General features: G+C 73.6%; 24 protein-coding genes, 1 tRNA gene and 1 pseudogene. 16 read left to right on the forward strand and 10 right to left on the reverse strand.

All coding sequences use genetic code 11. The features are described 5' to 3' along the window. Positions 1-23 precede the first annotated feature (23 nt). Together BM237_RS23745 and BM237_RS23750 are read left to right on the forward strand one after the other, a co-directional pair. On the forward strand, positions 24-434 hold the full coding sequence (locus BM237_RS23745; protein WP_093851773.1) for a VOC family protein: 411 nt from the start codon (positions 24-26) through the stop codon (positions 432-434). A gap of 43 nt (positions 435-477) precedes the next feature. Next, positions 478-777 carry a helix-turn-helix domain-containing protein gene (locus BM237_RS23750; RefSeq protein WP_107415254.1) on the forward strand — a complete coding sequence of 100 codons (300 nt, stop codon included), beginning with the start codon at positions 478-480 and terminating at the stop codon, positions 775-777. Between the two features lie 13 nt (positions 778-790). On the opposite strand, the gene BM237_RS23755 is transcribed toward BM237_RS23750, so the two are convergent. Then, complete coding sequence (locus tag BM237_RS23755; protein ID WP_093851774.1) at positions 791-2,050, reverse strand: RNA-guided endonuclease InsQ/TnpB family protein; 1,260 nt, start codon at positions 2,048-2,050, stop codon at positions 791-793. Between the two features lie 50 nt (positions 2,051-2,100). Between BM237_RS23755 and BM237_RS23760 the strand changes: the two genes are divergently transcribed. The 9 genes and pseudogenes from BM237_RS23760 to BM237_RS23795 all read left to right on the forward strand — a co-directional run bounded on the left by BM237_RS23760 (position 2,101) and on the right by BM237_RS23795 (position 10,614). Beyond that, on the forward strand, positions 2,101-2,259 hold the full coding sequence (locus tag BM237_RS23760; protein WP_093851775.1) for an Arc family DNA-binding protein: 159 nt from the start codon (positions 2,101-2,103) through the stop codon (positions 2,257-2,259). Between the two features lie 27 nt (positions 2,260-2,286). Beyond that, positions 2,287-2,706, forward strand: coding sequence for a helix-turn-helix domain-containing protein (locus tag BM237_RS23765; protein WP_093851776.1), 420 nt, complete (start codon positions 2,287-2,289; stop codon positions 2,704-2,706). Positions 2,707-2,716: 10 nt separating this feature from the next. Then, a pseudogene (locus BM237_RS30575) lies at positions 2,717-2,812 on the forward strand (VOC family protein); the annotation flags it as partial. A gap of 145 nt (positions 2,813-2,957) precedes the next feature. Beyond that, the gene (locus BM237_RS23770) at positions 2,958-5,366 is read left to right on the forward strand and encodes an ATP-binding cassette domain-containing protein (RefSeq protein WP_093851796.1); all 2,409 of its coding nucleotides are present in this window, start codon (positions 2,958-2,960) and stop codon (positions 5,364-5,366) included. A gap of 328 nt (positions 5,367-5,694) precedes the next feature. Continuing rightward, the gene (locus BM237_RS23775; RefSeq protein ID WP_093851777.1) at positions 5,695-6,213 is read left to right on the forward strand and encodes a toxin-antitoxin system HicB family antitoxin; all 519 of its coding nucleotides are present in this window, start codon (positions 5,695-5,697) and stop codon (positions 6,211-6,213) included. Positions 6,214-6,294: 81 nt separating this feature from the next. Next, positions 6,295-7,140 (forward strand): DUF4097 family beta strand repeat-containing protein, encoded by an 846-nt coding sequence (locus BM237_RS23780; protein WP_093851778.1) that lies wholly within the window; start codon positions 6,295-6,297, stop codon positions 7,138-7,140. Positions 7,141-7,247: 107 nt separating this feature from the next. After that, complete coding sequence (locus tag BM237_RS23785; RefSeq protein ID WP_093851779.1) at positions 7,248-8,228, forward strand: ATP-binding cassette domain-containing protein; 981 nt, start codon at positions 7,248-7,250, stop codon at positions 8,226-8,228. Then, positions 8,225-9,010, forward strand: a complete 786-nt coding sequence (locus BM237_RS23790; protein WP_093851780.1) for an ABC transporter permease — start codon at positions 8,225-8,227, stop codon at positions 9,008-9,010. Before BM237_RS23785 ends, BM237_RS23790 begins: the two co-directional genes overlap by 4 nt. Positions 9,011-9,201: 191 nt before the next feature. After that, complete coding sequence (locus tag BM237_RS23795; protein ID WP_217655923.1) at positions 9,202-10,614, forward strand: alpha/beta hydrolase domain-containing protein; 1,413 nt, start codon at positions 9,202-9,204, stop codon at positions 10,612-10,614. 7 nt (positions 10,615-10,621) lie between these two features. Here BM237_RS23795 and BM237_RS23800 read toward each other — a convergent pair whose 3' ends face one another. The 7 genes from BM237_RS23800 to BM237_RS23830 form a co-directional block, all read right to left on the reverse strand. Beyond that, the gene (locus BM237_RS23800; RefSeq protein WP_281253957.1) at positions 10,622-11,671 is read right to left on the reverse strand and encodes an FAD-dependent oxidoreductase; all 1,050 of its coding nucleotides are present in this window, start codon (positions 11,669-11,671) and stop codon (positions 10,622-10,624) included. A 19-nt stretch (positions 11,672-11,690) separates the two neighbouring features. Continuing rightward, positions 11,691-12,209, reverse strand: a complete 519-nt coding sequence (locus BM237_RS23805) for an isoprenylcysteine carboxyl methyltransferase family protein (RefSeq protein WP_093851782.1) — start codon at positions 12,207-12,209, stop codon at positions 11,691-11,693. Next, positions 12,206-13,294 carry a type III polyketide synthase gene (locus BM237_RS23810; RefSeq protein ID WP_093851783.1) on the reverse strand — a complete coding sequence of 363 codons (1,089 nt, stop codon included), beginning with the start codon at positions 13,292-13,294 and terminating at the stop codon, positions 12,206-12,208. The genes BM237_RS23805 and BM237_RS23810 overlap by 4 nt, the downstream gene beginning before the upstream one ends. Next, the gene (locus BM237_RS23815; RefSeq protein ID WP_093851784.1) at positions 13,291-14,481 is read right to left on the reverse strand and encodes a geranylgeranyl reductase family protein; all 1,191 of its coding nucleotides are present in this window, start codon (positions 14,479-14,481) and stop codon (positions 13,291-13,293) included. Before BM237_RS23815 ends, BM237_RS23810 begins: the two co-directional genes overlap by 4 nt. After that, a complete protein-coding gene (locus BM237_RS23820) occupies positions 14,478-15,317 on the reverse strand; it encodes a UbiA family prenyltransferase (RefSeq protein ID WP_245793985.1) in 840 nt (279 codons plus the stop codon). Before BM237_RS23820 ends, BM237_RS23815 begins: the two co-directional genes overlap by 4 nt. A 378-nt stretch (positions 15,318-15,695) precedes the next feature. Then, the gene (locus BM237_RS23825) at positions 15,696-16,463 is read right to left on the reverse strand and encodes a nucleotidyltransferase domain-containing protein (protein WP_093851786.1); all 768 of its coding nucleotides are present in this window, start codon (positions 16,461-16,463) and stop codon (positions 15,696-15,698) included. Between the two features lie 83 nt (positions 16,464-16,546). Next, positions 16,547-17,962 (reverse strand): aminotransferase-like domain-containing protein, encoded by a 1,416-nt coding sequence (locus tag BM237_RS23830; RefSeq protein WP_093851787.1) that lies wholly within the window; start codon positions 17,960-17,962, stop codon positions 16,547-16,549. A gap of 37 nt (positions 17,963-17,999) precedes the next feature. Between BM237_RS23830 and BM237_RS23835 the strand changes: the two genes are divergently transcribed. Both BM237_RS23835 and BM237_RS23840 read left to right on the forward strand, forming a co-directional pair. Beyond that, positions 18,000-18,899 (forward strand): DMT family transporter, encoded by a 900-nt coding sequence (locus BM237_RS23835; RefSeq protein ID WP_093851788.1) that lies wholly within the window; start codon positions 18,000-18,002, stop codon positions 18,897-18,899. Between the two features lie 63 nt (positions 18,900-18,962). Further along, positions 18,963-19,036, forward strand: a tRNA-Met gene (locus BM237_RS23840). Positions 19,037-19,116: 80 nt separating this feature from the next. Here BM237_RS23840 and BM237_RS23845 read toward each other — a convergent pair. Beyond that, complete coding sequence (locus tag BM237_RS23845) at positions 19,117-20,013, reverse strand: CAP domain-containing protein (RefSeq protein ID WP_093851789.1); 897 nt, start codon at positions 20,011-20,013, stop codon at positions 19,117-19,119. Between the two features lie 261 nt (positions 20,014-20,274). On the opposite strand from BM237_RS23845, the gene BM237_RS23850 reads away from it, so the two are divergent. From BM237_RS23850 to BM237_RS23860, 3 genes are all read left to right on the forward strand, one after another. After that, positions 20,275-21,867, forward strand: coding sequence for a PH domain-containing protein (locus BM237_RS23850; RefSeq protein ID WP_093851798.1), 1,593 nt, complete (start codon positions 20,275-20,277; stop codon positions 21,865-21,867). 126 nt (positions 21,868-21,993) lie between these two features. Next, positions 21,994-22,686: a TetR/AcrR family transcriptional regulator gene (locus BM237_RS23855; RefSeq protein WP_093851790.1), complete on the forward strand. Its 693-nt coding sequence runs from the start codon at positions 21,994-21,996 to the stop codon at positions 22,684-22,686. 165 nt (positions 22,687-22,851) lie between these two features. Beyond that, on the forward strand, positions 22,852-24,516 hold the full coding sequence (locus BM237_RS23860) for an MDR family MFS transporter (RefSeq protein WP_175541111.1): 1,665 nt from the start codon (positions 22,852-22,854) through the stop codon (positions 24,514-24,516). 126 nt (positions 24,517-24,642) lie between these two features. Here the strand turns inward: BM237_RS23860 and BM237_RS23865 are convergent. Beyond that, positions 24,643-25,108, reverse strand: a 466-nt coding sequence (locus BM237_RS23865; protein WP_483883299.1) for a recombinase RecA family protein, incomplete at its 5' end; no start/stop codon positions are given.

The raw sequence follows: 25,108 nt of genomic DNA on the forward strand, positions 1-25,108 counted from the left end.
GGACCGTGTCTAGCCTGATCACCATGGACATCACCATTCACACCGTCTTCCTCCCGCACGACGACCCGGACGCGTCCCTGGCCTTCTACCGCGACACCCTCGGCTTCGAGGTCCGCACCGACGTCGGAGAGGGCAGGATGCGCTGGATCACCGTCGGCCCCGTCGGCCAGACCGGCACCTCCATCCTCCTGGCGCCGCCGGCCGCCGACCCCGGGATCACCGAGGACGAGCGCCGCACCATCACCGAGATGATGGCCAAGGGCACCTACGGCTGGATCCAGCTGGCCACACCGGACCTCGACGGCACCTTCGAGAAGGTGCGGGCCGAGGGAGCCGAGATCGTGCAGGAGCCGGTCGAGCAGCCGTACGGCGTCCGCGACTGCGCCTTCCGCGACCCCGCGGGCAACCTGGTCCGCGTCCAGGAACTGCGCTGAGCCGCCAGGCCGCCGACGGGAACCGACGGGAAGGAGTTCCGCCATGTGCCGCCCTGACTGGAGACGCGCGCTCGTCCAGGCGCAGCGCCTGAGCGAGTTCACGCGGCTGCGCCGCGTCCGCGACAGGATCGACCGGGAGCACGCGCGGCCGCTGGACGTCGAGGCGCTCGCCCGCGACGCGGGTGTGTCCGTCGCACACCTCGGCCGCTGGTTCCGGCTGGCCTACGGCAGATCACCGCATGCGTACCTGACGGCACGCCGGACCGAGCGGGCCGAGGCGCTGCTGCGGCACAACGGAAACGGTGCCGGTATGGGCCGGGATCGTGGGATGGTGGACATTTGACATCCTCCCCGTCCTACAGGATGGGGATTCCTGGCTCACGTTGGCTGGGGACCAGCGGTCCGCCGGCTCTTACACGATCAACACCAGCCGGGTTGAGACCAGCCCGGATGAGCATCACACGGGCGGAGTTCTTGTCCCGTGGGGAAGCGGCTCCGCACGCGGTGCAGGTGTAGGTGCAGGTGTAGGTACGTTCTGACAGGGGAAGTGCGTGCTTGGTTCTCGCTCCGCACGACGCGCAGTCCATGGTGGTGTGCGCGGGGTGCACGAGACGGATGTCCCGTGCGTGCTTGCGGCCCATCTCGATCAGGGCCGTCTTCGTGGCGCCGATCGCCGCATCAGCGGCTTTACGCGCCATGGTGGTCCTGGCAAGGAACTTCGGCCGGAAGTCCTCCACCGCGATCGCGTCATGATCGCGGACGACGTGCTTGGCCCACTTGCGGGCGCTGTCGGCCCGCTGCCGCGCAACCTTCTTGTGCGCCTTCACGCGCAGCTTCTTCACAGCCTGGTAGCCCTTGGAGGCGGGCCGGCCCTTCTTCGGCTTGCGGCGAGCCATCATCCGGTCATACCGGGTCAGCTTCGCCTGCGCCTTCTTCCCGTGCCGGGCGTGCGGCAGGTCGTGCGCGTCGCTCGTGGTGGTGGCGATCTCCTTCACGCCCCAGTCCACGCCGATCACACACCCGGTCTCCGGCAGCGGTTCGACCCGGGCCAGGACAACGAACGACGCGTACCAGTGCCCGAGGCTGTCGCGGTGGACGCGCACCGAGGACGGCGCGGACGGCAGATCCCTGGACCACACCACGGTCAGGACGATGCCGCCCGCGAGGTGCAGGCGGCCGTCCTTCAGCCGGAAGCCGCGGGTGGTGTAGTTCAGCGTCGGCGGCGCCTCACGCTTCTTCTTCGGCTTCGGCATGCCGGCCCGACGGTGCATCGGAAGCCGGTCCTTGATGTCCTTGACGGCCTTGGCGCGGGAGGTGGCGAAGTCGCGGATGGTCTGCTGCTGCGGCACCGAGGCGCCCTCACGCAGCCACGGCAGCCTGGCGCGGGCCTCGGTCAGCATCCTGTCGAGCCGGGCCGGGCCGCACATCAGCCTGTCGTCGGGATGCGCACGGTTGTGGGCGTGGATCTGCCGGGACTTGGCGACGCATTCGTTCCAGATCCAGCGGCAGCGGTCCCACTCGGCCATCAGGCCCGTGCGGGCGGTGGACGACACGCGCAGCCGGTAGGTGTACCGGGCACGCCCGGCGTCCTCCGGAATCCTCTGTCGCGTCGCCATGGTGTCACCGTACCACCGATGCAACGCTCGGAATCCACTACTCTGAAGTCATGGATGAAGAGAAGCGCATCACGCTCCGCTTGCCCGCCGACCTGCACGCCTGGCTGGCCGCACAGGCCAGATCCGCCCGCAGGTCCCTCAACTCCGAGATCGTCTACCGGCTGGAGGTCGAGCGCGACAACACCGTGGCGGACACCGAATCGCCCTGAAGGCCGGGGCGTCCTCGGAGGAACCTGGTGACGCTGGAGGATCTCGTCCGGCTGCGCCGGGCACGTGACCTGATGGACCGCGACTACGCGGAGCCGCTCGACGTCCCCGCCCTGGCACGCGTCGCCCTCATGTCACCGGGGCATTTCTCCCGCAGCTTCCGCGCCGCCTTCGGGGAGACTCCGTACAGCTATCTGATGACACGCCGGATCGAGCGGGCCAAGGCGCTGCTGCGGCGCGGCGACCTGTCGGTGACGGAGGTCTGCTTCGCGGTCGGCTGCACATCGCTGGGGTCGTTCAGCTCACGGTTCACCGAGCTGGTCGGCGAGAGCCCGAGCGCGTACCGGGCCCGCCGGCACGACGAGGGCGCCGCCGTCCCGGCCTGCATCGCGAAGGTCCACACACGGCCGGTCAGGAACAAAGAAGCGAAACCCGCTCCCCCTCCGTAGCGTGAGACCCATGGACATCAAACTGTCACAGTGCTTCGTCGCCGTCGACGACCACGGCGGGGCGCTCGCCTTCCACCCGGATGTCCTCGGCCCGGAGGTGCGCGACTGCGCCTTCCGCGACCCCGCGGGCAACATGCTGCGCTTCGTCCAGGCCCGCGCGCGGTGAGCTCCGGCCCCGCACCGGCGGACGAGGGAACACACACGACACTCGGATCCGGCCGGAACGAGCCGGCCGGCAGATGGGGGACACCATGAGCACCACCGCGAGGACTGACACGCGGACGCCCGAGCCGCACGCCGCCGACAGCCACGACCTGATCCGCGTACACGGCGCGCGCGTGAACAACCTCAAGGACGTCAGCATCGAGATCCCCAAGCGCCGGCTGACGGTGTTCACCGGGGTCTCCGGCTCGGGCAAGAGTTCACTGGTGTTCGACACGATCGCCGCCGAGTCGCAGCGGCTGATCAACGAGACCTACAGCGCCTTCGTCCAGGGCTTCATGCCCACGCCGAACCGGCCCGAGGCCGACGTGCTCGAAGGGCTGACGACCGCGATCATCGTCGACCAGCAGCGGATGGGCGCCGACCCCCGCTCCACCGTCGGCACCGCCACCGACGCCAACGCGATGCTGCGCATTCTCTTCAGCCGGCTCGGCAAACCGCACATCGGCCCGCCCGCCGCGTTCTCCTTCAACGTCGCCTCGGTCTCGGCCAGCGGCGGCGTCAAGGTCGACCGCGGCGCCGACAGGACCAGGACCGAGAAGGTGACCTTCAGCCGCACCGGCGGCATGTGCACCCACTGCGAGGGCCGGGGCGCGGTCTCCGACATCGACCTCGCCCAGCTCTACGACGACTCCAAGTCGCTCTCCGAGGGCCCGTTCACCATCCCCACCTACACCGGGGACGGCTGGGTGGTGCGGATCATCACCGAGTCGGGCTTCTTCGACCCGGACAAGCCGATCCGCGAGTACACCAAGAAGGAGCGGTACGACTTCCTGTACCGCGAGCCGACCAAGGTGAAGATCAACGGAGTCAACCTGACCTACGAGGGGCTGATCCCGAAGATCCGGAAGTCGTTCCTCTCCAAGGACCGGGAATCGATGCAGCCGCACATCCGGGCCTTCGTGGACCGGGCGGTCACCTTCACCGAGTGCCCCGAGTGCGACGGCACCCGGCTCAGCGAGCGGGCCCGGTCGTCGAAGATCGGGGGGATCTCCATCGCCGACGCCTGCGCGATGGAGATCCGCGATCTGGCCGAGTGGGTCCGCGGCCTCGACGAGGTCTCGGTGGCGCCGCTGCTCACCGCGCTGGGGCAGTCCCTCGACTCGTTCGTGGAGATCGGGCTGGGCTACCTCTCGCTCGACCGGCCGACGGGCACGCTGTCGGGCGGCGAGGCGCAGCGGGTGAAGATGGTCCGCCACCTCGGCTCCTCCCTCACCGACGTCACCTACGTCTTCGACGAGCCCACCATCGGCCTCCACCCGCACGACATCCAGCGGATGAACGACCTGCTGCTGCGTCTGCGGGACAAGGGCAACACCGTTCTCGTCGTCGAGCACAAGCCCGAGGTCGTCGCCATCGCCGACCATGTCGTCGACCTCGGCCCCGGCGCGGGGACGGCGGGCGGCACCGTCTGCTTCGAGGGCACCGTCGAGGGGCTGCGGGCCGCGAGCACCCTCACCGGCCGCCACCTCGACGACCGGGCCTCCCTCAGGAAGACGGTGCGCGAGCCCGCCGGCACTCTGGAGATCCGCGGCGCGACGACGCACAACCTGCGAAACGTCGACGTCGACATCCCGCTCGGAGTGCTCTGCGTGGTCACCGGCGTGGCGGGCTCCGGCAAGAGTTCGCTGGTGCACGGGTCGCTGCTGCGCCGGTCGGAGGCCGAGGGCACCGGCGTGGTCTGTGTCGACCAGACGCCCATCCGCGGCTCCAGGCGGAGCAACCCGGCCACCTACACCGGGCTGCTCGACCCGATCCGCAAGGCGTTCGCCAAGGCATGCGGGGTGAAACCGGCACTGTTCAGCGCCAACTCCTCGGGCGCCTGCCCCACCTGCAACGGTGCCGGCGTCGTCTACACCGACCTGGCGATGATGGCCGGTGTCGCCACCGTCTGCGAGGAGTGCGGGGGGAAGCGGTTCCAGGCGTCGGTGCTGGAACACCGCCTCGGCGGGCGCGACATCAGCGAGGTGCTCGCGATGCCGGTGACCGAGGCCGAGGAGTTCTTCGGCGCCGGCGAGGCCCGCACCCCGGCCGCGCACCGGATCCTCGGCCGGCTCGCCGACGTCGGACTCGGCTATCTCACCCTCGGCCAGCCGCTCACCACGCTGTCCGGCGGCGAGCGGCAGCGGCTCAAGCTGGCCACGCGCATGGGCGAGAAGAGCGGCGTCTACATCCTCGACGAACCGACCACCGGTCTCCACCTCGCCGACGTCGAGCAACTGCTCGCCCTGCTCGACCGGCTGGTGGACTCCGGCAGGACGGTCATCGTCGTCGAGCACCACCAGGCGGTCATGGCACACGCCGACTGGATCATCGACCTCGGCCCCGGCGCCGGGCACGACGGTGGCCGGATCGTCTTCGAGGGCACGCCCGCCGACCTCGTGGCCTCCCGCTCCACCCTCACCGGCGAGCATCTCGCGGCCTACGTCGGCGCCTGAGGCGAGGCTCTTCCCGGAGCGCCCCGGAGCCGGGGAGCCGGGGAGCCGCCCCTCCTGTCGGCACGGCCCGCCGCCACCGCGGCGGGCCGTGCCGACAGGAGGGTGACCACGGTGACACTCGATGGCACCCACTGGCGCCATGTGGCACCAAATGGCATCACAGGGTGCCACCGCACACCCTCAAGACGCCGCAGACTCGCATGGCGTCGCGACCGCGCGAACCATCGATCCAATGTTCCCGCAGTTCAGGGCGGCCCTTCCTGAACTTCTCCCACCCGGGGCGCCATTCGGGCTTGCGCATGGCACCACATGGTGCCACTATGGCGCTATGGACCTCACCCCGTATGTCGACACCCTCCGCCGCGAACTCGCGGTGGCCGCCGAGGCCGGCGGTGGCGAAGCCCGTGAGTTGGCCGAGAGGCTCACCACCCCTCTGGAGTCGGCGGCCCGGCTGACCATGCTCAACGTGCTCTCCGCCGCGATGGACGAGATCACCCGCGACCTCGCTCCCGGCTCGGTCGACGTACGGCTGCGCGGACTCGACCCCGAGTTCGTGGTGACACCGCCCGCCGACGGCACCCCCACGGAATCCTCCGCGCCCGTCGAACCGCTCGCGCCCCCGGCCCCGGCCCCGGCCGATGGCGAGGAGGGCGGTACCGCCCGCGTCAACCTGCGCCTGCCGGCCCATCTCAAGGCCCGGGCCGAGGAGGCCGCGAGCCGCGAGGGCCTGTCGGTCAACGCCTGGCTGGTGCGCGCCGTGTCGGCCGCGGTCGACGGCGGCCACCGTCCCCGCCCGGTGGAGAGGACCCAGACCATCGGGCAGAGCTACACGGGCTGGGTGCGCTAACCCCCGCCCGGCCCGCACCACTTCACCCACACCACGTCCCACCAGCGGGGACGCCCCAAGACCCAGGAGGACGGGACAGCCATGCCTTCTTTCGACACCCCCGAACCGATCTCGGCCACGGCGCACGTGGAGGCCGGTTCCATCCGGTTCACCGCGGGAGACCGCCTCGACACCGTCGTCGAGGTGCGCCCCCGCGACCCGAAGCGGGAGCAGGACGTACGGGCGGCCGACCAGACCGAGGTCACGTACTCGGGCGGTGCCCTGACCGTCAGGACCCCCAGGCGGCGCCACCTCGTCGGGCGCACCGGCATCGTCGACGTGACGGTCGAACTGCCCGCGGACTCGCACGTCGACATGACCGGCGCCTGGGCCCAGGTGCTCGGTGAGGGCCGGCTCGGCGAGGTCCGGGTGAAGACCTCGTCCGGTGACGTCCGCCTCGACGCGACCGGGCCGCTGAAGCTGACGGCCTCCCACGGCTCGATCACCGTCGACCGGGTCGAGGGCCCGGCCGAGATCACCACCAGCTCCGGCAGCCTGCGTGTCGGCGCCGTCCGCGGTCCCGCCGTCCTGAAGAACTCGCACGGCACCACGACCGTCGGCGCCGCGGCGGACGAGCTGCGGGTGAGCGGCGCCAACGGCGACATCGACATCACGCGCGCCGAGGGCCCGGTCGTCGCCACCACCGCCCACGGCACCCTGCGCGTCGCGGAAGTCGCTCGCGGGGCGGTCCAGTTGGAGACCTCCTACGGAGCCATCGAGGTCGGCGTCCGCGAGGGGACGGCCGCCTGGCTCGACGTCAGCTCCGGTCGTGGGCAGGTGCGCAACACGCTCGCCGCCTCCGAGGCCCCGGAGAAGACCGAGGACACCGTCGAGGTACGCGCCCGGACCCGCTACGGCAACATCGACATCCGCCGCGCCCGGGCCTGAACACCGGCCCCGCGGGCCGACCCGCTCCCCCACCGCTTCACCACTTCACCACTTCACCACTTCACCGTTTCGGCCTCCGAAAGGGAGACTCCATGCCTTCACCTGTCATGCCCACATCCAAACGGAGCGGCGGACCTCAGCGGCCCGCCGCCGTCTCCGCCGCCGGACTGCGCAAGTCCTACGGCGACAAGACCGTCCTCGACGGCATCGATCTGCACATCCCGGCCGGGTCCGTGTTCGCGCTGCTCGGGCCCAACGGCGCCGGCAAGACCACCACCGTCAAGATCCTCTCCACCCTCGTCGGCGCCGACGACGGCCGGGCCCGGGTCGCGGGCCACGACATCGCCACGTCACCGCAGGCCGTGCGCGCCGCGATCGGCGTCACCGGGCAGTTCTCCGCCGTCGACGGCCTGATCACCGGCGAGGAGAACATGCTCCTCATGGCCGACCTGCACCACCTGTCCAGGCGCGAGGGGCGGCGGGTCACCGCCGAACTGCTGGAACGCTTCGGCCTCGCCGACGCCGCCGGGAAGCCGGCCTCCACCTACTCCGGCGGTATGAAGCGGCGCCTCGACATCGCCATGACACTCGTCGGCGGTCCGCGCGTCATCTTCCTCGACGAGCCGACGACCGGCCTCGACCCGCGCGCCCGCCACAACATGTGGGCAGTCGTCCGTGAACTCGTCACGGGCGGCACCACGGTCCTCCTCACCACCCAGTACCTGGAGGAGGCCGACGAGCTCGCCGACCGCATCGCCGTGCTCACCGACGGCCGGATCGCCGCCGAGGGCACCCCGGAAGAGCTGAAGCGGCTGGTTCCCGGCGGCCATGTCCGCCTCCGTTTCACCGACCCGGCCGCCTACCGGTCCGCCGCCGGCGCCCTGCGCGGGGCCGCCCGCGACGACGCGGCCCTCACGCTGTCCATCCCCGGCGACGGCAGTCAGCGCGAGCTGCGCTCCGTCCTCGACCGGCTGGACTCCGCCGGTGTCGAGGCGGACGAGCTGACCGTGCGCACCCCCGACCTCGACGACGTGTTCTTCGCCCTGACCGGCGGCACCGACCAGCCCTTTGAGGAGACCTCCCGATGAGTTCCCTGTCCCTCGCCGTCCGCGACTCCTCCACGATGGTGCGCCGCAATCTGCTGCATGTGCGGCGCTACCCGTCCCTGACGCTGAACCTCCTGCTCACGCCGATCGTCCTGCTGCTGCTGTTCGTCTACGTCTTCGGCGAGGTGATGAGCGCGGGCATCGGCGGCGCCGACCGCTCCGCGTACCTCGCCTACCTCCTGCCGGGCCTGCTGCTGATGACCATCGGCAGCACCGTGGTGGGCACCGCGGTGTCGGTGTCCATGGACATGACCGAGGGCATCATCGCCCGTTTCCGCACGATGGCGATCCACCGCGGCTCCGTGCTCATCGGGCACGTCATCGGCAGCGTGCTGCAGTCGGTCGCCAGTGTGGTCCTCGTCGGCACCGTCGCCGTGGCCATCGGCTTCCGGTCCGCGAACGCGACCGCCCTGGAGTGGCTGGCAGCGTTCGGGCTGGTGGCGCTGGTCGCCCTGGCACTCACCTGGATCGCCGTCGGAATGGGCATGGTCAGTCCGAACGCCGAGGCGGCGAGCAACAACGCGCTGCCGCTGATCGTCCTGCCACTGATCTCCAGCGCCTTCGTCCCCCTCGACGCGATGCCGGGCTGGTTCCGGCCGATCGCCGAGTACCAGCCCTTCACGCCGGCCATCGAGACCCTGCGCGGCCTGCTGCTCGGCACCGAGATCGGCCACAACGGGCCGCTCGCGGTGGCCTGGTGCCTGGTCCTGGCCGCACTCGGCCACCTCTGGTCCAAGTCGCTGTTCGACCGCGACCCGGGGTAACGGGAACGACCGCGCGGCCCGTCTCCCGCGGCCCGTCCCGCCCGGGGGCGGTGTGCGCCGACGCCGTGTCGGCGCACACCGCCCCCGGGCGCGACCGGTGATTCGGCCGATGGGCCCCGGCCCCGCACCGGCCATCCTCTTCGGGGACGGGCGGGCACACAGCCCCGCCCGGGAAAAGGAGCCGGACGCGTATGAGCACATGGCGCAGAACGTCGCGGATCTTACTGGCCGCCCTGGTCACCGCCACCCTGGTCACGGGAGCGGCCGAGGCCGCCCCGCGATCCGCCCCGGCGGCGGAGGCGGCACCCGGGCCGGCGGTCGGCACACCGGTCGGTACGCCGGTCGTGCAGGGGCCCGTCGCCGGGACGGTTCCCGGCGACCCGTCGGCCCCGGAGGTGGAGGACACCCATCCGTGGCTGTCCACCTCCACCGACCTGGCCGCCGCCGGATACGTGGAGGAGGAGTTCTACCTGTCCGGCGAGGCCGACGGCTACAGCACCACCGGCGAACTCCTCGCCTCCGGTGTGCCGTACACCACCCGCGTCATCGTCCGCCGTCCCGCCGACCCCGGGGGCTTCAACGGCACCGTCCTGACCGAGTGGCAGAACGTCTCGGCCGGGTACGACCTGGACGCCCTGTGGTCCCCCGAGCAGATCGTCCGCGGGGGCTACGCCTGGGTCGGCGTCTCCGCCCAGCGGGTCGGCGTGGACCAGCTGCGCGACTGGAGCCCCGCCCGCTACGGGAATCTCGACGTCACCGGCCGGGGCCGCTTCACCGCCGACGAACTCTCCTACGACGTGTTCGCGCAGGCCGCCCGGGCCCTGCGGACCCGCGAGGGCGCCGCCCCCCTCGGCCCGCTCCGGGCCGAGACGGTGCTGGCCGTCGGTGCGTCGCAGTCCGCCGCGCGGATGACGGTCTACTACGACCGCGTCCTGCCCCAGGTGGAGCCCGTCTTCGACGGCTACGCCCATGTCGTCGGTCCCGCGCCGTCCCGGAAGGGCGCCGAACCGGTGTTCCACGTGCTGTCGGAGACCGATGTGCGCACCCCCGAGCGACGCGCCGACGACGACCGCTACCGGCGCTGGGAGGTCGCCGGCACCGCGCACTCCGGCTGGCACGGGCAGGAGTACCGCAAGTCCCTCCTCGACCGCGACCTCGGCTCCGCACCTGCCTACAGATGCGACCGGCCGCCCTTCAGCAGGGTCCCGCTGCAGCATGTGATCGCCGCCGCCTACGGCCATCTGGTGCGCTGGGCCGAGCACGGAGTCCGCCCGCCGTCCGCGCCGCCGCTGGAGTTCGCGCCCGACGGCAGCAAGGCCCGCGACGAGCTCGGTCTGGCGCGCGGCGGCATCAGGCTCTCCCAGGTCGGGGTGCCGACCGCGCTCAACACCGGCGACAACTCCGGGGAGACCTTCTGTCTCCTGTTCGGCACCCACATCCCGTTCGACGAGGGCCGTCTTGACCGGCTCTACCCCTCGCACACCGGCTACGTCCTGGCCGTCCGCCGCGCCGACACCCGCAACGTCCTGTCCGGCTACCTGCTCCCCGGTGACGCGCTGCGCAACTTCCGGGAGGCGGTCGACTCCGACATCGGAAAGCGCTGACCGCCGGTCACCACCTGTCCGCCGGGGCGCACTCCCCCGCCGGGCGGGCCAGCGCGTCGACGGCGGCGGAGAACAGCCACGGCAGCCGCTGCGCCGCGGGGACCAGCGCCGCCCGGGCGGGAGACGGCCCGGTCGCCGCGAGCAGGGCGCGGGTCAGCAGGCGGTAGCGCCGGGTGAGCCGCCGCCAGTCCCGCTCATAGGCTCTCGGATCGCCTCCGGTGACCGCGCGTACCGCCGCCGGCGCCTGTGCCAGCGCCAGCGCGACGCCCTCACCGGTCAGCGCGTCGACGTAGCCGGCCGCGTCGCCGACGAGCAGCACCCGTCCGGCGGTGCGCGCTCTCGCGCTGCGGCGCAGCGGTCCGGCCCCGCGCACCGGTCCGGCCGGCCGGGCCCCGAACAGCCGCTCGCGCAGGCCGGGGAAGGCGGCGAGGTGGTCGTCGTAGGATCCGCGGCCGGCGGTGAGCACCGCCACGCCCACCAGGCCGTCGGCCACCGGGGTCACATAGGCCTCCGCGCCGCGGGCCCAGTGCACCTCGACATGGTCGCTCCAGGGGGCCAGTTCGAAGTGGCGCCGCAGTCCGTACCGCGGGCGCGCCCGGTGCGGCCGGTCCAGGCCCAGTGCCCGGCGGATCGGCGAGTGCAGGCCGTCGGCCGCCACCAGGTGGGCGGCCCTCAGGCCGCCGGCCACCACGCCCCGCCCGTCCTGCTCGACGCCGCGCACGGTGCGGTGCTCGATCCGCACGCCCGCGGCCAGCGCCGCCTCGCGCAGCGCCGCGTGCAGCACGGTGCGGCGCACCCCGCGGCCCGGTCCCGCCCGGAAGGCGGCGGCGGCCCGGCGGGGTCCGGCGACGTACCGGACACCCCGCAGTTCGTGCCCGGCCGGATGCACGCCGAGCGCGGCCAGGGCGGCGACGGCTCCCGGCATCAGCCCTTCGCCGCACGCCTTGTCGACGGTACCGGCGCGCTGTTCGAGGACGGTGACCCCGAGTCCCGCCCGGGCCGCGTGCAGGGCCGTGGCGAGCCCCGCCGGGCCGCCGCCGACGACGAGCAGGTCCACGGCGGTCCTCCCGGACATCTCAGGCCAGTCGTGCCAGCGCGGCGTCCTCGGTGCGGACGCGGGCGGCCAGCAGGAGGGCGTTCAGTACGGTGAAGGCGGCCGCCGTGATCCAGGCCGAGTGGACCAGCGGCAGGGCGAGCCCCTCGACGACGACGGCGAGGTAGTTCGGGTGCGGCAGGCGGCGGTAGGGGCCGCCGGTCACCCGCGCGGCGCCGGGCACGACGATCACCCGGGTGTTCCACTGCCGCCCCAGGGTGGCGATGCACCACCAGCGCAGCGCCTGCGAGGCCGCGACGAGGACGAGCATGGCCCAGGCCAGCACCGGTACGGCGTCCGGTCCGCGCGTCCACACCTCCACGAGCGCGCCGGCGAGCAGGCCCGTGTGCAGCGCCACCATGAGCGGGTAGTGCCCCCGCCCGAGTTCCACACCGCCGCGCGCGAAGCTCCAGGCGGCGTTGCGGCGGGACACGGCCAGTTCCGCGATCCGCTCCAGGCCGACGGCCACGACCAGGGCGGTGAACAGCAGCTCACTGCTCATCGCGCACCGCCCGGGGCGCGCAGGAGGACGAGTTCGGAGCAGAAGCCCGGTCCCATGGCGAGCATCAGCCCGTAGGAGCCGGGCCGGGGCGGGCGGTCGGCGAGCGTGTCCGCCATGACGTGCAGCACCGAGGCGGAGGACAGGTTGCCGATCCGGCGCAGCGAGTCCCAGGTCACGCCCAGGGCGTCCCGCCCGACCCCGAGCGCGTCCTGCAGCGCGTGGAGCACCTTGGGGCCGCCGGGGTGCGCCACGTACCAGCCGAGGTCGCCGGCGGTCAGCCGGTGGTCGGCGAGGAAGTCGCGGACGTCGCCGCCGACGTACCGGCGCACCAGGTCGGGGACCGAGGTGTCGAGCACGATCCTGAAGCCGCCGGGTCCGACGTCCCAGCCCATCGCGCGCTCCGAGTCGGGGTAGAGGCGGCTGCGCGAGGCCAGTACCAGGGGCTGGGCGGGGTTCTCGGAGTGCGCGAGCGGATGCTCGGGACCGACGGCGACCACCGCCGCGGCGCCGTCGCCGAACAGGCCGCCGGCCACGAGGTTGGCGACCGAGGCGTCGTCGCGCTGGAGGGTGAGCGAGCACAACTCGACCGACATCAGCACCGCGACCCCGTCCGGCCGGCCGCGCAGCAGGTCGTGCAGCCGGGCGAGGCCGGCCGCGCCGGCGACGCAGCCGAGGCCGACCAGCGGCAGGCGCACCACGTCGGGGCGCAGCCCGATCTCCGCCGCGACGCGGGCCTCCAGTGAGGGGACGGCCAGGCCGGTCACCGTGCACGACACGATGTAGTCGACGTCGGCGGGGGCGAGGCCGGCGTCCTTGAGCGCTTCGACGACCGCGCGGCCGCCGAGTTCGGTGCCGGCCCGGATGAAGGCGTCGTTCGCCCGGCCGAAGTCCTCCAGCCGGGCGTACTCCTGGAGCGGGAGCGCGGTGTGCCGGGTCTCGACGCACACGTTGCGGTGCAGTCGTTCGACGAGGCCGCGGTCGACGGCGCCGGCGGTCGGCATGGCGGTGATGAACTCGGTGATCTCCTCCTGCCGGTGGCGGTGCTCGGGCAGGGTGCCGCGAACGCTGAGGACGCGCGTGCTCATGCTGGCTCCCGGATTGGGCCGGTCGGGCGGGCGGATGCGGCGAGCGCCCGGCCGAGGCCGAACGCCAGAGCGGGGGTGAGGCGGCCCCGGGCCAGACCGAGTTCGACGAGGTCGTCGAAGACGCGCTGGTCGGCCGCGGAGGCGCGCAGGGCGGCCTCGACGGTGCGGCGGCCGCGGGCGAGCCGGGCCGCCAGGGCGGTGTGGCGCAGGTGGGGCAGCAGGATCCGGCGCGTGGCGCGGGCGTACCGCTCCCCCGCCCGTTCGGGTCTTCGGTCGCGGCAGGCCGCGGCCGCCGCGCGGCCCGCCGCGATGCCGGTGGCCACCGCGTAGTAGATGCCCTCGCCGGTCAGCGGGTTCACCAGTCCGGCGGCGTCGCCCGCGAGCAGCACCCGTCCGGCCGGAGGACGCCAGCGCGCCGTCGAGAGCGGCAGATGGTGCCCGACCCACTGCCGCCCGCCCTCTGCCGCGCCGGGCAGCAGCGCGTCGAGCCGTTCGAGCAGCCGGGCGCGGGCCGGCGCCGTACGGCCGGGGTGGAGGGTTTCGCCGTACCCGACGTTCGCCAGGCCGTCGCCGCGGTCGAAGGACCAGGCGTACGACGGCTGGTGCCGGGTGCCGAACTCGATCACCTGCGCGCCGCGCCGCCCGGGCGGGACCGGGGCGTAACCGCGCAGCGCCAGGGCCACCGGGCCGCCGGGCAGGCCGAGCGCGCGGCGGACGGCCGAGTGGGCGCCGTCGGCGCCGACGACGGCCGCGGCGCGGATCCGCCCGTCCAGGACCACCGCTTCGGTGTGCTGCCGCAGGTCGCGGACCCGGTGCCGCAGGAGGTGGGCGCCGGCGGCGACCGCGGCGTCGGCCAGCCGGGCGTCGAGGATCCGGCGCGGCACCACCCATGCCGGTCGGGCCATCGGCCGCTCGGCGGTCAGGCCGCCGCGGCCCAGACGGAGCCGGCCGACCGGGACCCGGTCGTCGAGGAGGCCGGTGACGCCGACCTGGGCGAGGAGGTCGAGTACGTGCGGGGCCACCGCGTCCCCGCAGGCCTTGTCCCGGGGGAAGTCCGCCCGGTCCACCAGGGCGACGCGCAGGCCGGGATCGGTGTGCAGCGCGCCCAGGGCGGCGGCGGCGCCGGCCGGGCCGGCGCCGACCACCACGAGGTCCCAGTGCGTGGATCGCGTGGATGCCCGCCTCATCGGCCGGCCGCCACGAGCAGTGCCACGTCGAGCAGGGCGACGGCCACCGCGGCCCGGAAGGGGGTACGGCCGTGTGCGGCCAGGGTGAGCACCGTGAGGACGGCCACCGGCAGGAGGGCGGCCAGTGCCCAGGCCGGAGGGCTCCCGGCGGGGCCGAGCACGGCGAGCAGCGAGGCGGCGGCCAGCAGAGCGGCGGCCAGGGCGCGCGAGGGGCGTTCGCCGATCCGGTGCGGCAGGCCGCGCACTCCGACGCGTTCGTCGTCGGCGAGGTCGGGCAGGGTGTTGAGCAGGTGCGCCCCGACTCCGAGCGCGGCGCCGGCGCCGGTGGCCCACGGCGCGGCCCAGGCCTGGGCGGGCCCGGCGAGGGTGATCACCGAGGGCAGTGCCCCGAAGGCGCAGGCGTACGGCGCCCAGGACCAGCGGGTCGCCTTCAGGCCGAGGTTGTAGGCGTGGCCCGCGCCGGTGACGAGGACGATGTTGACCAGCGCGGCGCGCGGGCCGGCGAGCGCGGACAGCACGAGGCAGGCGAGTGCGGCCACGGCCAGGGCGCGCACCACCGCGCCCGCCGGGAGGTCCTCGGCGGCCAGTGGTTTGTCGGCACGTCCGGCGGCGCGGTCGCGGGCCAGATCGCGCAGGTCGTTTCCCCAGCCGATGGTGAGCTGGCCGGCGAGCACCGCGGCGGTGACGGCTGCGGCCTCCGGCAGGCGCAGCCCGCCGCGGAGCGCGAGCAGGCCCGCGACGGCGGTGACCGCCAGGGCCGGACCGCCGTGGGCGGCGGTGAGCAGCGCGAGCGCGGTCGATGGTCCGGGGCGCGCCCGGACCTCTCCGGCGGTCACGGGCACCGCCGTACCGCGACGCGGTTCCCGGCGGGCCTCTCGCGCGGCGGGCCGGGCACGGCGGGTGGGCGCCGGGACCGACCGGCGCCGCCGTACGCGCTCTCGGCGCGCGGGCGGCCTTCGACGGCGGGGCCGTTACTCCCGGTCACCCTGTTGATCACGGTGCGCATGCGGGATCGGTGCCCCCGCCGCCGCCCGCTCACACGGGGCCCTCCGGCATCCGGCGGACACCGGCGGCACCCGGATGGCGTGTCACGAACCGGCCGCCGGGCCTTCGTCCGGGACCGGAGGGCGGCCTTCCCCTGGACCGGACGGCGGCAGCGGAGCGGAGCCGGCGCTCGGGCGGACGCGGACACGGATGGCCGTACCGGCGAGGGCTTACGGGGACCGCCCGGGTCCCGCCTCCGCGGCCAGAGTGCGTTCGATGCCTCGCCGTACGAAGGCGCGGGCCCGCACCGCCCGGCGGACACGCCGCAGGGGGCCGGTCGGTCCGGGGTCGGCGTACCGGCGCTCGCGGATGTCGCGGACCACGTCCGCGGGCGCGCCGAGCGCCGGCAGCTCCGCCAGGGCCTCGCCCTTGGTGATCAGCCGTCCGTCGCGGAGCGTGACGGTGGCGCGGGCCAGGACCAGCAGGCCCAGATCCACCCATACGTCCCGGAGCCAGAGCCACGGTCTGGCCGTGGCCGGGAACCAGAACTCCGCCAGGTCACGCCGGATGAACTCCTCCAGCCGGCCCAGGGCGAGCGGCGGGAGCGGTTCCGCCGGCGGCAGGCCGTGGAGGGTGAGTCCGCCGTCGAGCGGCTCCCGCCGGGTGACCGGTGTGACCGGGCGCTCCAGAAGCATGCCGTGCGCCCAGGTGACATGGGCCGCCCCGGCCTCGGAGAGCGCCGCCTCGACCATGTAGGAGCAGTGCAGCTCGGCCGCTGCCGGTTCCTCCTCCGTAAGCCTCCGGTGGAGGTCGGTCAGCCGTTCCCCGTGCTCGCGGTCCAGGGGCTCTTCGACCACCGCGATGAGATCGAGGTCGCTGCGCCCCGGCCGGAAGTCGCCCATCGCGAGTGAACCGTGTGCCCAGACGGCCACCGGCACCACCGACCGTGCCGCGGAGACGAACCGCCGGAGCACGAGATCCGTTTCGGTCGCTGCCACCGGAATCCTCCGAAAGGGGCCTCGCGCCGGGCCCGGGCAGTGGGTCGGGGCGTACGCGGACCCTGTGGGCACCCTGACCGACGCTACCGCGTCCGCTGCCGGGCGAGCGCCCGTCCGACGGCGTGCGCGCCGTCGGGGAAGGCGCCGGGGTTGGGTCCCGAGTAGTTGAGCCGGAGGTAGGCCCCGGTCGGTTCGGCCGGGAACCATTCGCCGCCGGGGGCGACGAGCACCCCGTCGCTCTCGCAGTCCCTCACCAGCCGTGCCAGGTCGGTGGCGTCCGGCAGCCGGACCCAGATGTTCAGCCCGCCCTGCGGCACCGCTTCGAGGCGGGCGGTGGGCGCGTGCTCCCGCAGCGACGCGATCAGCAGGTCCCGGCGGGCGGCGAGCTGATGGCGGAGGTTGCGCAGATGTGTGCGCCAGGCGGGCTGGGTGACGACGTCGAGCGCGGCGGTCTGGAGGATACCGCTGACGTACATCGACTCGGCCTGGGCGTCGGCGAGGACGCGCGTGCGGGCCGGGCCCCGGGCGACGACCCCGGCGATGCGGACGGCCGGGGAGACGCTCTTGGTCAGGGAACGCAGGTAGACGACGTGCCCCGCGTCGTCCCGGGCGGCGATCGGGACCGGATCCGCGTCGATGCCGAAGTCGTGCGCCCAGTCGTCCTCGATCAGGAACGCGCCGTGCCTTCGGACGGTGCCGAGGACCCGGTCGGCCAGATCGGGCGCCCACCGGGCGCCGGTGGGATTGGCGAAGTTCGGCTGGGCGTAGAACGCGCGCGCCCCGGTCCGCTCGAACGCCCGGGCCAGTTCCTCCGGGTCGGGGCCGCGCGCCCCGCTGGGGACGGGCACGACCTGTACGCCCGCCTGCGCGGCGGCGAGGATCGCGCCCCAGTAGGTGGGCGACTCCACCAGCAGGGGGCGGCCCGCTCCGACGAGGGCGCGGAAGACGGTGCCCAGTCCGCTCTGGCTGCCGGGGAAGACGACGACGTCGCCCGGTGCCGGCGGCGTGGTCCCGGCCGGTGTCGCGGTGGCGAGTTCGGCCGCGAACCACGCCTGGAGTTCGGGCAGTCCCGCGGCCGGGGGGCGGTTGACGGCGGCGTCGCTCCGGGCCGCCCGGGTGAACGCGGAGCGGACCAGGCGTTCGGGCAGCAACTCCCGGTCCGGATAGCCCGAGTGAAGCGCGATCACGTCGTTCGGGGCGGTGCGCAGTGCGGTGGAGAGCTGCGGTGCCCGGTTGCGCGGCGACCCGAGCGCCGCGGTCTGCCACCCGTAGTCGTTCGGGCGGGCCACACGGATCGCGCGGACGAAGGTCCCCACGCCGGGGCGGCTCTCCACCATTCCCTGCGCCGCCAGGGTCCGCAGCGCCTTCTGGACCGTTACGGGGCTCGCCCCGTAACGGGCGGCCAGTGTGCGCGTGGAGGGCAGTCTCGCGCCCGGGGCGGCCGACGCGATCCATTCGCGGAGATCGGCGACGATCCGCGAACTGCTATCGTTGTCCATGACAGACAACAGTAGCGCTACTGCACTTGAAGCCCAGGTGCTATCCCCGTCCCGCTCCGGTCTCGGGTGGGGGCTGCTCGGGGTCGGAGCGTTCTCGTTCACCGTCCCGTTCACCCGGGTCGCCGTCGAGGGCGGCGGGATGTCACCGCTGTTCGTCGGCTCCGGCCGCGCGGTGGTCGCCGCGCTGCTGGCGGCGGTCGCGCTGGCGGTCACCCGGCAGCGCCCGCCCCGCGGCACCCAGTGGGGCCGCCTGGCGGTCGTCGCCGGCGGTGTGGTCGTCGGCTTCCCCGTGCTGACCTCCTACGCCCTGACCACCGCCTCGGCCGGTCACGGCGCCGTCGTGATCGCGCTCCTGCCGGCCGCGACCGCGGTGATGGCCGTGCTCCGCGGACACGAACGCCCTCCGGCCCCGTTCTGGGTCATGGCGGCCGTCGGCGCGGTCGCCGCGGTCGTGTTCGCCTCTCTCCAGGGGGGCGGGTTCGGCGGGCTCCACTGGTCCGACCTGCTTCTGCTCGGCGCCGTCGCGGCGGCCGGTACCGGCTACGCGGAGGGCGGGATCCTCGCCCGTGAACTCGGCGCCTGGCAGACCATCTCCTGGGCGCTGGTGCTCTCCGCGCCGCTGATGACGGCCCTCGCCGTCCTCTCCGCCTCGTCGCGGCCTCCGACCGGAGGTCCGGCCGAGTGGTCCGCGTTCGCCTACCTCGGGGTGGTGAGCATGTTCCTCGGCTTCTTCGCCTGGTACCGGGGGCTTGCGATCGGCCCGATGGCGCGGGTCGGCCAGGTGCAGCTCGTCCAGCCCGTGATGAGCATCTGCTGGGCCGCGCTGCTCCTGCGCGAGCAGATCACCTGGCCCACCGTCCTCGGCGGCGTCGCCGTGATCGCCTGCGCCGGCGCCACCGTGCGCACCCGGACGGTGCGTGCCGCGGGCACGGGCTGAATTCCCTTGGCGGCCTGCCCGTTTCGCCTCGGGCCGCGGCGTGCCGTACAGTGGTGGCACCGCCGCGGGGTGGAGCAGCTCGGTAGCTCGCTGGGCTCATAACCCAGAGGTCGCAGGTTCAAATCCTGTCCCCGCTACTGGAAGGTCCGGCCCCGGTGCGTTCAGCACCGGGGCCGGACCTCTTTCCTGCCCGTGGGCGGCCGTCGGCGCCGCGCCGCTACCGGCCGGTGCCGAAGTTCTGGGTCCACCACGGGCCGCCGTCGCCGAAGTGGACACCGACACCCAGCTCCTCGAAGGCGCAGTTCAGTATGTTCGCGCGGTGGCCGGGGCTGTTCATCCACGCCTTCATGACCGAGGCGGCGTCCGGCTGCCCCTGGGCTATGTTCTCGCCCAGGTTGCTCCAGGCGTACCCGGCCGCCTCGACCCGGCCGGCCATCGTGGAGCCGTCGGGCCCCGTGTGGGACAGCACGCCGGAGGCGGCCATGGTGTCGCTGTAGTCCTCCGCGGCCCGTGTCAGTTGGGCATCGGCGGTGACCGGGCGGCAACCGGCCGCGGCCCGCTCCCTGTTGACGAGTGCGAGTACCTGCGCCTGCGGCCCGCTGTCCTCCGGCGCGTCCGCCCCGGGGGCGCCGGCGCCCTTCCCGCCGCCGGACCCGGCAGTGCCCTCGGAGCCGGCCGCGCCGCTTCGGTCCCGCTCGTTCCCGGCCGCCCTGCCGGGGTCCGCTCCCCCGGCGGAGGCCGAGGCGGAACCGGACGCGGGCGCGGAGGCGGAGGGAGTCGCGCCGCGTGCGGGCTTCCCGGACTTCTCGGACTTCCCCGGCTTCCCGGCGCCGTCGGCACCGGGCGAGGCGGACGTACTCTCCCGCGGATCGGGGGAGGCGGGAAGGGACGCGCGGCCGGCCGCCCCGTCCTCCGTGTCGTGCGCGGTGCCGGCCGCGTCCGCCGCCACACGGTCGGCCGGTCCGTCCTGCCCTCCGCCCGCGACCACGGTGAGACCGGCGCCCGCCGCCATGGTGACCACGCTGAGCGCGAGGACGATGTTGCGTGCCGGCGGGGCGCCCTTGGCACGGGCGTGGGAGCGGTGGCGGGAACGGCCGGCTCGGCGGGAGCTCATGCGGACGGTACCTCGGGAAGTCGGTCGGGGAATCGGGGTCGGGCGAGAGCCTAGGCAGGTCCGGGGCCTGCGGGGCACCGGAGAAGGGCTTCTTCAGGAAGCCCTAAGGAAGCCATGAGGTTCCGCCCGGGCGCGGGGGCTCCCCGCGGTGACCGGCCCGGCCTGGGATGCGGAGTCTCCCGTATCCGGAAGCATCGCCGGGCGGAAAGCTGCCGCATCGTGCACATGAGGCCCCGGCCGGACGGCGGCAGGGTCGTACCCATGACCGATGTCCGGGAAGTCACCTGTCGTTCTCCTTACCGACGCACCCAGTGGATCTTCGCTGCCCTGGGAGCGGCAGTGACGGCCGCGACGGCCGCGACCGCGGTGTACGCGGCGGATCGCGGCGGACTGTGGGGTGTGTGGTCGGGGATCGGCCTGTTGTCGGCGCTGGTGGCCATCGCCTCGCTGCGCGGGGCCGTCGCCCGGGTGAGCGCCGACGCGTACGGTCTGCACGTCCGGACGCTGCTGCGCCGCCGGAGCATGCCGTGGTCCGGCATCGCCGATCTGCAGATCCGCATGAAGAACGAGTGGAACCACAAGGCCCCGGACACCCGCTGCGTCGCTGTGGTGCTGGACGACGGGCGCAGGCGGCTGCTGCCCCTGCCGCGCAGCTGGTCCCCCGAGGACCCGGGGTTCGACGCGGCCTTGGAGACGCTCCGTACGCTGCACCGCCGCCACGGAACCCCCCGCTCGGACCATCTGCCGGTCGTCTCCCACCGATCCGCCGGATACGGCCGGCTCGGGTCGCTGGCCCTGTGCGTGCTGCTGCTGTCGGGGGCGGGCCTGGCGGTGTGGTCCGTATCGGGCACCGCCGCCGAGGAACGGGCGTGGAAGTCGGCCGTCCCGTGCACCGCCCGGGTGCCCGCGGCGGAGCGGGGTGAGTGCCTGAGCACCCTGCCGACCGAGATCGAGCGGACCGAGGCGGGCCGCCCCAGGAATCCCGGCCGGCTGTACTTCGCCGACGGCCGGCCGCTGGAGCGGCTCAGGGTCTCCCAGGAGGCCGCCCAGGAGTTCCGGCCCGGCGACAGGGTCGAGCTGACCCTGTGGCGGGGCGAGGTGATGGAGGTTGCCGGGGAGCGGTACGTGTGGCGCGAGCACGTCGTCACCCCGGGGAGCGTGGCCGTCCTCGCGGCCCTGTGCGCCCTGGCCGCCGGCTGGCCCGGCGCGCGGGTGCTGCTGTGGCTGCGCCGGCGGCGGCTGCCCGACGACGAGGTCCTCCCCTCGGAGCTTCCGTTCGTGGGCGCGCTCGCCGGCACGGCCTTGTGGTTGCTGCCGCTGGCCTACCTCCACCCCACAGGCCCGTTCGACTCCGCCGCGGGGATCGTGTGGACGGCCGCGGGGTCGCTGGTCACACTGGGTCTGTTCGCCTGGGCCTGGCGCGCCACCCGCGTCCGCGCGCCCGGCGGAGCCGACGCAGCCGCGGCGGCCGGGGAGCCCGCGGGGCGGGACGCGGAGGTGTTCCTGGCCGCCCGTTTCCTGGAGTCCACCGACTACAACCCACACCACTTCGGCACCCACATCGTCATCGGCGGCGGGCCGCCCGCGGTGACGCCGCACTCCGGCCCCGGCCGGTTCGCGGCGAAGCCGATTCCCGCGGAACGGCTCACCGTCAAGGAGGTGCGGCGCGCCCGCGGCGGCGACGGCAAGGCCGTACCCAGCGGCTGGCACATCGCCGACCTCGACGACGCCGGCCGCCCGGTCCGCCTCGCCGCCGCCCCCGGCGATCTGGCCCGCATCCTGCGCGAACTGGGGCGCGTGGGGACTCCCGCGGGCGCCGACGAGGCCGCGGGGGACGCTCCTATCGCTCGGTGAGCAGTACCTCGGCTCCCACCGGCCGGAACCCGGCCGCCTGGAAGGCCCGCAATCGGTGGGGACGGGTGACCCCGGCACCGGAGACGGCCGGAAATAATTTTTACAGAGCATGCATTTTTTCCTAGCATGCAAGATGTGGTGGAGAAGAAGGCTCCGGGAAGCGGGCTGCGGGAGCGCAAGAAGCGGGCCACCCGTGCCGCTCTCACGGAAGCGGCGGTACGGCTCGCGGCGGAACACGGGGCGGAGCACGTCACCGTCGAGGCCATCAGCGAGGCGGCCGGCGTCTCCCCCCGGACGTTCTTCAACTACTTCGACTCCCGCGACGACGCCTTCGTCATGGTCGACGCGGAGTCGGGCGTGCGGGTCCGTCGCGGTGTGCTCGAAGCGCCGGCCGGCCTCTCCCCTCTGGAGGCGCTGCGCGAGGCCATGGCGGCGGAACTGGCGGAGGTCGAGCAGCGCCATGAGGTGTGGGACCTCCACGCCAGGGTGCTGAGCGCGTCACCGCATCTGCTCGCCCGCAGTCTCGCCGCGCATCTGGCCGACGAACTCGGCCTGGCCGAGGCGCTCACCGAGCGCCTCGGCGGTGGTTCCGCCACCGCCGCCGGCCCGGCGCCTCCCGTCTCCGAGAAGGAGCGGCGCAGGGCGCTGGATCTGTACCCACGGCTGCTGGCCGCCGTCGGCGGCACCGCCGTCCGGGTCGCCGTCGAGCACTGGTGCGCACGGCAGGACCGGCTCGCCTTCACCGATGTCTTCCGGCAGGTCTTCGAGCACCTGGCCGCCGGACTGCCGGCGCCGTCCGGCGGGAACCGGCGGCGCTGACCCGACCCGCTCCCCGCCCGGTCCGAAACACCCCGCCCGACAGGGCCCGGTCGGGCCCCGCGCGCTCCGTACCGGCGCAGGAGAGCGATCCACGAGCCCTTGAGAGACCCAGAGAAGGACGTTGTGACCGCATCGCAGGCGCCTGACCAGGCGCCGCCCACATCCATGACCAACCGGCAGATCCTCCAGGCCATGTCCGGCCTGATGGCCGGCATGTTCGTCGCCATCCTGGCGGGCACCGTGGTGGCCAACGCGCTGCCCCGGATCATCACCGACCTGGGGGCCAGCCAGTCCTCCTACACCTGGGTCGTCACCTCCGAGCTGCTGGCCATGACGGCGACCGTGCCGCTGTGGGGCAAGCTGTCCGACCTCTACAACAAGAAGCTGCTGCTGCAGCTCTCCCTGGGCATGTTCGTGGTCGGCTCGCTGCTGGCCGGTTTCTCCCAGGGCGTCGAGCTGCTGATCTTCAGCCGAGTCGTCCAGGGCATCGGCGCGGGCGGCCTCACCGCCCTGGCCCAGGTGGTGATGGCCGCCGTCATCCCGCCCCGCAGGCTGGGCAAGTACGCGGGCGTCTTCGGCGCCGTCTTCGCCGTCGGCACCGTGGCCGGACCGCTGATCGGCGGTGTCCTGGTGGACACCTCGTGGCTGGGGTGGCGCTGGTGCTTCTTCATCGGGGTGCCGTTCGCCCTGCTGGCGATCGTGCTGCTGCAGCGCACCCTGCGGCTGCCCACCGTCCGGCGCGAGGTGAGGATCGACTTCCTGGGCGCCTTCCTGATCGTCGCGGGTGTCTGCGCGCTGCTCGTCTGGACCTCGCTGGCCGGGAACCGGTTCGACTGGCTCTCCTGGCAGACCGCCGTTCTGACCAGTGGCGGCGCGGTGCTGCTGATCGCCGCGGTCTACGTCGAGTCGCGGGTGCCCGAGCCGGTCATCCCGCTGGACATCTTCCGCAACCGCACCGTGACCCTGACCACCGTGGCCAGCCTGCTGGTGGGTGTGGCCATGTTCGGCGGCACCGTCTTCCTCTCCCAGTACTTCCAGATCTCCCTGGGCAAGTCCCCCACCGTCGCAGGTCTGATGAGCCTGCCGATGATCCTGGGCCTGCTGGTCTCCTCCACCGTCGCCGGCCAGGTCATCAGCGCCACCGGCAGGTGGAAGGTGTACCTGGTGGCGGGCGCGATCACCATGACCGCCGGTCTCGGACTGCTCTCCACGATCGACTCCGGCACGGGCTTCGGCCTGCTGAGCGTCTACATGGCGGTGCTCGGCATCGGAGTCGGCATGCTGATGCAGAACCTGGTGCTGGCCGCGCAGAACGACGTCCCCGCCGCCGAGCTGGGCGCCGCGACCTCCGTGCTCTCCTTCTTCCGCAGCATGGGCGGCACGATCGGCACCAGCGTGCTCGGCGCGATCCTGGCCAACCGGGTCGCGACCGAGATGACCCGGGGGCTGGAGCAGGCGGGCGTTCCCGCCGCCGCCCTCCGGGCCCCCGGCGGCCCGGAGGGCGGCGTCCCCGACGTCACCGCCCTGCCGGCGCCGATCCGGGCGATCGTGGAGCACGCCTACGGTGTCGCCACCGCGGACCTCTTCCTCGTCGCGACGCCTTTCGCCCTGCTCGCCCTGGTCGCCGTCGTGTTCATCAAGGAGAAGCCGCTGAAGACCACCAGCGGCATGGAACGGCTGGCCGAGGAGTCCGCGGGCGCCGGAGCCCGGGCCTCGGACGGCCCGGGGCAGCGGCCCGTGGACGGTGACGGTGCTCCGGAAGCCGGCGGGGGGAGCGGCGGAGAGACCGACGGTGAGGCCGGCAGGGAACCGGCGGTCCGGGTCGGCTGAGCCCGGCGGAGCCGGCCGGGACCGGGGCAGGCCGCAGGCCGTGGCTCCCGGTCCCGGCCGGCTCCCATGATCCTCCGGGCGTGGGACGGCCGGGACGGCGGCGGGGCGGGGTGCCGGCGAGGCGGGTCAGAACCCGGCGGCGAGGGTGCGGATGGCCTCCTCCCCGGATTCCGCCTCGTCCTCCGCCTCCGGCCGGACCCCGATGCCGAGCTTCTCCTTGATCTTCTTCTCGATCTCGTCGGCCAGATCGGGGTTGTCACGCAGGAAGTTGCGGGCGTTCTCCTTGCCCTGCCCCAACTGGTCGCCCTCATAGGTGTACCAGGCACCCGACTTGCGGATGAAGCCGTGCTCCACCCCCATGTCGATCAGCCCGCCCTCCCGGCTGATCCCCACCCCGTAGAGGATGTCGAACTCCGCCTGCTTGAACGGCGGCGCCACCTTGTTCTTGACCACCTTCACCCGGGTGCGGTTGCCCACCGCGTCCGTGCCGTCCTTGAGCGTCTCGATCCGGCGGATGTCCAGCCGCACCGAGGCGTAGAACTTCAGCGCCCGCCCACCGGTGGTCGTCTCCGGCGACCCGAACATCACCCCG

It is taken from the genome of Streptomyces mangrovi, from assembly GCF_900114215.1.
Lineage (GTDB): Bacteria > Actinomycetota > Actinomycetes > Streptomycetales > Streptomycetaceae > Streptomyces > Streptomyces barkulensis.